The 5,933-nt window shown below is 64.1% G+C and carries 7 protein-coding genes; 3 read left to right on the plus strand and 4 right to left on the minus strand.

Going from position 1 to position 5,933, the window contains the following annotated elements:
- Nucleotides 1–157 precede the first annotated feature (157 nt).
- The 4 genes from ACREE8_RS25605 to ACREE8_RS25620 are packed head-to-tail and all read right to left on the minus strand — an operon-like array spanning nt 158 to nt 3,873.
- Nucleotides 158–745 (minus strand): hypothetical protein, encoded by a 588-nt coding sequence (locus ACREE8_RS25605; protein WP_431575855.1) that lies wholly within the window; start codon nt 743–745, stop codon nt 158–160.
- Between the two features lie 48 nt (nt 746–793).
- Nucleotides 794–1,714 carry an Hsp33 family molecular chaperone HslO gene (locus ACREE8_RS25610; protein WP_431575856.1) on the minus strand — a complete coding sequence of 307 codons (921 nt, stop codon included), beginning with the start codon at nt 1,712–1,714 and terminating at the stop codon, nt 794–796.
- 29 nt (nt 1,715–1,743) lie between these two features.
- A complete protein-coding gene (gene argF, locus ACREE8_RS25615; RefSeq protein WP_431575857.1) occupies nt 1,744–2,682 on the minus strand; it encodes an ornithine carbamoyltransferase in 939 nt (312 codons plus the stop codon).
- A 3-nt stretch (nt 2,683–2,685) separates the two neighbouring features.
- Nucleotides 2,686–3,873, minus strand: a complete 1,188-nt coding sequence (locus ACREE8_RS25620; protein WP_431575858.1) for an aspartate aminotransferase family protein — start codon at nt 3,871–3,873, stop codon at nt 2,686–2,688.
- Between the two features lie 336 nt (nt 3,874–4,209).
- Here ACREE8_RS25620 and ACREE8_RS25625 point away from each other — a divergent pair, with 336 nt between their 5' ends.
- The 3 genes from ACREE8_RS25625 to ACREE8_RS25635 form a co-directional block, all read left to right on the plus strand.
- On the plus strand, nt 4,210–5,022 hold the full coding sequence (locus ACREE8_RS25625; RefSeq protein ID WP_431575859.1) for a polyphosphate kinase 2 family protein: 813 nt from the start codon (nt 4,210–4,212) through the stop codon (nt 5,020–5,022).
- Between the two features lie 370 nt (nt 5,023–5,392).
- Nucleotides 5,393–5,659: a DUF1883 domain-containing protein gene (locus ACREE8_RS25630; protein ID WP_431575860.1), complete on the plus strand. Its 267-nt coding sequence runs from the start codon at nt 5,393–5,395 to the stop codon at nt 5,657–5,659.
- 86 nt (nt 5,660–5,745) lie between these two features.
- A partial coding sequence (locus ACREE8_RS25635; RefSeq protein WP_431575861.1) for a hypothetical protein occupies nt 5,746–5,933 on the plus strand: 188 nt, incomplete at its 3' end.

Raw genomic sequence — 5,933 nt, forward strand, 5'->3', positions numbered from 1 at the left:
GATCGGGACGAACTTGAAAGAGTTCGTGCGTTAGAAGGACCCCTCCCCCTACCCCCTCCCGCAAGGGGAGGGGGCGTGTTTAACGTAGATCTCGCTCGAAGCTTTGAAGTAGAGCGAAGCGATCACATTAACTTAGGGGGTAGGGGGAGGGGTCCTTCTAACGCACGAACTCTTTCAAGTTCGTCCCGATCTGCTTCTCGAGCTCCGCATTGAGCTGCTTCATCAGCTGGTCGATCATCTCGAACCAGAGCTTCTCGCGCTCGTTGAGGGTCATGTCCTCAGCGGCGGTCTCGCTGCGCTTGGCGGTGGCGGTGATCGAGCCGCGGTGGTTGCCCATGCGGTTCTCGACATCGAGCCGCACCGTCACGGTCACGTCATAGCGGTCGGACTGGTCTTGTGTGATGACGCCGTCGAGGCCGGTCGTGCGCGGCAGGGGCACGTCGATCGCCGAGCCGTCGGTGATGGTGTATTTCGCGACCCCGTCGCTGCCGACCGCCTTCAGCCGGTCTTGCGCCCATTGCCGCGCGGCCGTCGCCGGCGGCGTCGGGAAATCCTGCTCTACATGCGGATCGGCCATGGGCGGCTGATAAGCGTCCAGGATCACGATCCGGGCGACGTCGAGATTGATGGGACCCAGATGCGCATAGGTCAGTTGCGGAAAGGGGTCGCGATGGGGCGGCGTATCGCAGGCGGCGAGCAACCCACCGGCGAGAACGAGAACCGCACCCAAAAAACGCTTCGTCATGAATCGCGTCATCGAGGCCTCCCGAAGCCTGGTCGATCGCAACCCGTTTCAGCCCTTGATCAGCGCCGCGATCTCGGCGTCGCCAAAGCGATAGACCCGGCTGCAGAACTCGCAGGTCACCACCACCTCGCCCTCGACCTTCATTTCGTCGAGATCCTGGCGCGGCAGAGCCTCGAGCACCCGCTCGACGCGCTCGCGCGAGCAGCGGCATCTGGCCTCGAGCGGATGATCGCGGAACACCCGCACACCATCCTCATGGAACAGGCGGAAGAGAACGTCTTCGGAAGCGAGCTCGGTCGAGGTGAGCTCGGCCGCGCTGCAGCTCGACATCAGGATGAGCGCGCGGCGCCAGGCCTCGTCGGCATCGTCGAGCGCCATCTCGGTGCCGCTGACCGGCAGACGCTGCAGCATGAGGGCGCCGGCGCGCCACCCCTGCAGGCCGCCATCCGTGGGTGCCCGCGCGGCCACCATGACCGCGGCCTCGAGCTGTTCCGACTGGCGGAAATATCCATGGACGCATTCGGCGAGCGTAGAACCGGTCAGCTCGACGATCCCCTGATAGCGCTCGGTATGGACACCCTGATCGACGGTGAGCGCCAGATAGCCGGCACCGAAGAGCTTCGGCACCGAGGGCGTCGGCCCCGCAGCCAGCGCCGCCACCGGCGCGGCGTCGAACTGCGCATAACCGCGCATATGGCCGGCGCTGGTGACGTCGGCGACCATCAGCTTGATCGGCCCATCGCCCTTGATCTGGAGCGTGAACACGCCCTCGAATTTGAGCGCGCCCGAGAGCAGGGCCGCCAGCGCCAGCATCTCGGCCAGCCGCTCCGCCACCGGCTTCGGATAGGCATGGTGGCGCAGGACCTCGTCCAGCAGCGGGCCCATGCGCACGATGCGGCCGCGCAGCGCGCTGGCTTCGATCTGGAATGGAAGGACGCGATCGTCGGCGAGTGCGGGATTTGCGGTCACGTCTCTCAGGTCTCGACTCGGGAATTGGATCAGATGACGCCCAGGGACCAGAGCAGGATCCCCTTCTGGGCGTGGAGGCGGTTCTCGGCTTCGTCCCAGACGACGGAGTTCGGCCCGTCGATGACGCCGGCCGTCACCTCCTCGCCGCGATGGGCGGGCAGGCAGTGCATGAAGACGGCCCCGGGCTTGGCCATGCCCATCACCGTCTCGGTCACCTGATAGGGTGCCAGCATCACATGGCGTCCCATGGCGTCGGCATCGCCCATCGACACCCAGACATCGGTCACGACGCAGTCGGCATCCTTGACCGCATCCTTGGGATCAGTGGTGACATGGACCCGGCCCTTCTCGGCCTTGGCCCAGCCCAGCACCTGGCCCGGCGGCATGAGCTGCGGCGGACAGGCGATCCGGAGCTCGAAGCCGAAGCGCACCGCGGCATGGGTCCAGGAGGTCGCCATGTTGTTGCCGTCGCCGATCCAGGCGATGCGCTTGCCGGCGATGGGGCCGCGATGCTCCTCGAAGGTCATCACGTCGGCCATGAGCTGGCAAGGGTGGGTGCGGTCGGTGAGACCGTTGATGACCGGCACCGTGGCGTTCTCCGCCAGCTCCAGGAGCTTCTCCTCCTTGGTGGTGCGCACCATGATGCAGTCCACATAACGCGAGAGCACGCGCGCGGTGTCGGCCACGGTCTCGCCGCGGCCGAGCTGCATGCTGTCGCGCTCCAGCACCACCGCCTCGCCGCCCAGCTCCTTGATGCCGAGCTCGAAGGAGACGCGGGTACGGGTCGAGGGCTTCTCGAAGATCAGCGCCAGCGACTTGCCGGCGAGCGGCTTGGCATTACCGCCCGGGACCTGGCCCTTCTTGCAGGCATGGCCAGCATCGAGGATGCGCCTAAGCGTGGCGGTATCGAGCTTGTCGAGATCGAGGAAATGCCGCGGGGTCTTGGCCCCGCCCGAAGATGAGGTCATGGCTCAGTTCTCCGGCCAGTGGCTGGCCACCTTGTCGAGAATGGCCAGCGCCTCGTCGATATGGCGCTCCTCGATGATGAGCGGCGGCAGAATCCGCACCACATTGTCGCCGGCACCGACCGTCAGGAGGCCCGCCTCACGCAGCTTGTTCTGCATGTCGGTGTTGGGCACGCGGCATTTGATGCCGAGCATGAGACCCCGGCCCCGCAGCTCTTCGAACAGCTTCGGATATTTGGCGATCAGCGCGTTCAGGCGTTTCTGCAGCAGCGCGCCCATCTCCTCGACGCGCGAGAGGAATCCTTCCGCCAGCAGCACATCCAGCACCGCATTGCCGACCGCCATGGCGAGCGGATTGCCGCCGAAGGTCGAGCCATGGCTGCCGGGGGTCAGCGCCGCCGCGGCCTTCTCGGTGGCGAGGCAGGCGCCGACCGGGAAGCCGCCGCCGATGCCCTTCGCGGTCGCAACGACGTCCGGCGTCACCCCGGCCCATTCATGGGCGAAGAGCTTGCCGGTCCGACCCATCCCGCACTGGACCTCATCGAAGAACAGCAGCAGGCCGTACTCGTCGCAGACCTTGCGCAGACCCTGCAGATACTCGATCGAGGCGGCGCGCATGCCGCCCTCGCCCTGCACCGGCTCGACCAGGATCGCCGCCGTCTCGGGCCCGATCGCGTTGCGCAGCTCGTTCAGATTGCCATAGGCGACATGGTCGAAGCCTTCGACCGGGGGACCGAAGCCCTTGAGATGCTTCTCCTGGCCGCCGGCCGCGATGGTCGCGAGCGTGCGGCCATGGAAGGCGCCCTCGGTCGCGATGATGCGATAGCGCTTGGGGTCGCCGAAATCATGCTGCCATTTGCGGCACATCTTGATGCCGCATTCGATCGCCTCGGCGCCCGAATTGGTGAAGAAGACGCGGTCGGCAAAGCTCGCCGCCGCCAGGCGGTCGGCCAGCGTCTCGCCGCCCGGAATGCGGAACAGGTTCGAGGTGTGCCAGAGCTTCTCAGCCTGGTCCTTGAGCGCCGCCACCAGATGGGGATGCGCATGGCCCAGCGCCGTCACCGCGATGCCCGAGGCGAAATCCAAGTAACGTCGCCCGTCATTGCCGAACAGGTAGGCGCCCTCGCCTCGCTCGAAAGCGAGATCGGCGCGAGCATAAACCGGCAGTAACGCAGAGGCGGACGACGCAGTCATTGGAAATGGCCTCCCTTTTCCTGACAAAGAAAGGGCGGACTTCGGCAGGAAGTCCGTCCCGACAATCCTTCGGGCCCGCCCCGCCGAAACAAAGGAAGTCCCCGGTGGCGCGACCCGGGTCCGGGCGGCGGCATCAAGGCGTTCCGGGAGTTTCCGGCGGGAGAAGCGGAAGGGTGGAGACTATCGGGCGCGCGGCCCCGGCCTGTCAACCGACGGGGCCGTCCCCTGGCCGCAACCCTGTCTTGCACAAATTCACCTGCCGGCTCAGCCTTCTAGGCGGCTGAAGCCGCGCCGGCTCAGGGGCCCGTCTCAAACCTTCACATGGGAAGCCTTGCCATGCCGATCCCTCGCCTCGCCAAGGCCGATCTCGACCGCCAGCTGCCTGACCGCGAGACCTACGAGGACAAGCTCAAGGCCCTCCAGCTCAAGCTGCTGGAGATCCAGGAAGCCTATCTGCGCCAGGGCCGGAAAGCCGTGGTGGCGCTCGAGGGCCGGGATGCCGCCGGCAAGGGCAGCCTGATCCGCCGGCTCTCGGCACGCCTCGATCCGCGTTATTGCAAGATCTGGCCGATCGCCGCCCCCACGTCGGCCGAGCGCGGCGAGCATTATCTGCAGCGCTTCTGGCGCCGCCTTCCCGACCGCGGCGGCCTCGCCGTGTTCGACCGTTCCTGGTACGGGCGCGTGCTGGTGGAGCGCGTCGAGACGCTGACACCGCCCGCCGATTGGCGCCGCGCCTATCGCGAGATCGTCGAGTTCGAGCGGATGCTGGTCGATGACGGCGTGCGGGTCATCAAGATCTTCCTCCATATCTCGCCCGAGGAGCAGCTGCGCCGCTTCGAGGAACGGATGGAGACGCCCTATAAGCGCTGGAAGCTGACCCCCGACGATATTCGCAACCGGTCCCGATGGGACGAATATGCCATCGCCACCGACGCCATGTTCGAGAAGACCTCGAGCCGCCACGCGCCCTGGAACCTGGTGGCGAGCGACTTCAAATGGTGGGCGCGCATCCGCGGCCTCGAGATCATCGCCAAGGGCCTGGGCGACGGCATCGACCTGAAGCCGTCACCCTGCGATCCCGAGCTCGCCAAGGCGATCCGCAAGATGGTGAAGAAGGCGAAGAAGGGCGGCCGGGCGCTGAAGCCATAACTCCACGCCGGGACAGCCACGGCTCTAAAAAGCTTCGCGATTTCATCAGATTCGCACCGCGCAGGAGCGCGGTGAATCAACTCTCCCAGAGAACGCAGCCCTTTACGACACATTCAGTCGAATAAGACTCAGGTGTGCACGCATCGACGTCTGTTAAATGTTAAATTTGAACTTTGTGCGACAACATCCTATTGGTGCATCGAAAGGTACAATTTCCCTTGACACGACTCACCCTGATCCGGCCTCCTGGGGTCAACAATCAAAAAACTTCTGGGGAGGACGCGGCGCATCACGGACTCGCAAGAGTCTGCGAACGGCACGTTAGTTGTTCGTTTCCAGCAACGATGCCCCAAGAAAGAGAGGTGACATTATGAGCTTTCTTCACGATAGAGAATATCTTAGCAGCGGCGATGTCGTCCAAGTGGAGAGTTCGCATCAATGCAACGTACTGGTACTGGATGATACCAATTTTGCCAGATACCGCCGCGGTGAACGGTTTGAGTACTTTGGCGGCTTCTATCAGAGATTTCCGGCGAACATTTCTGTTCCTAGAACAGGTTATTGGAACGTAACGCTGGATCTTGGGGGTGGTAGCGCCACTATCAGGCACGGAATCCGCTATCTCAAAGCTGGCTAGTCAGCCCTTGCTCGTCACATGCCAAGGTTATGGCGGGATTGATCCGACCGAGTCGCGGCCCCTCGGCGGAATCGGAGAGAATTCAAGTGAACGCGGATGAGGTTGAATTCTGGCAAGAGTATTCGGACCTAACCGGTGAAATCTGTGGTTCCTCATATCAGTTTTTTGACCTCAATCTGCGACGATGGTTCGATCTGTTGGCGACGGATGATCACGTCGTTGCTATTGTCGCTAAGCTCGAAGCACTAACTGACTTCCATCCCTGGTACAGATC

Origin of the sequence: Hypericibacter sp., from assembly GCF_050729195.1 — a bacterium.
Taxonomy (GTDB): domain Bacteria; phylum Pseudomonadota; class Alphaproteobacteria; order Dongiales; family Dongiaceae; genus Hypericibacter.

Coding starts and splice junctions, on each gene's coding strand:
- ACREE8_RS25620 (WP_431575858.1), bottom strand. CDS start 3,873: ATGACTGCGTCGTCCGCCTCTGCGTTACTGCCGGTTTATGCTCGCGCC.
- ACREE8_RS25605 (WP_431575855.1), bottom strand. CDS start 745: ATGACGAAGCGTTTTTTGGGTGCGGTTCTCGTTCTCGCCGGTGGGTTG.
- ACREE8_RS25625 (WP_431575859.1), top strand. CDS start 4,210: ATGCCGATCCCTCGCCTCGCCAAGGCCGATCTCGACCGCCAGCTGCCT.
- argF (WP_431575857.1), bottom strand. CDS start 2,682: ATGACCTCATCTTCGGGCGGGGCCAAGACCCCGCGGCATTTCCTCGAT.
- ACREE8_RS25630 (WP_431575860.1), top strand. CDS start 5,393: ATGAGCTTTCTTCACGATAGAGAATATCTTAGCAGCGGCGATGTCGTC.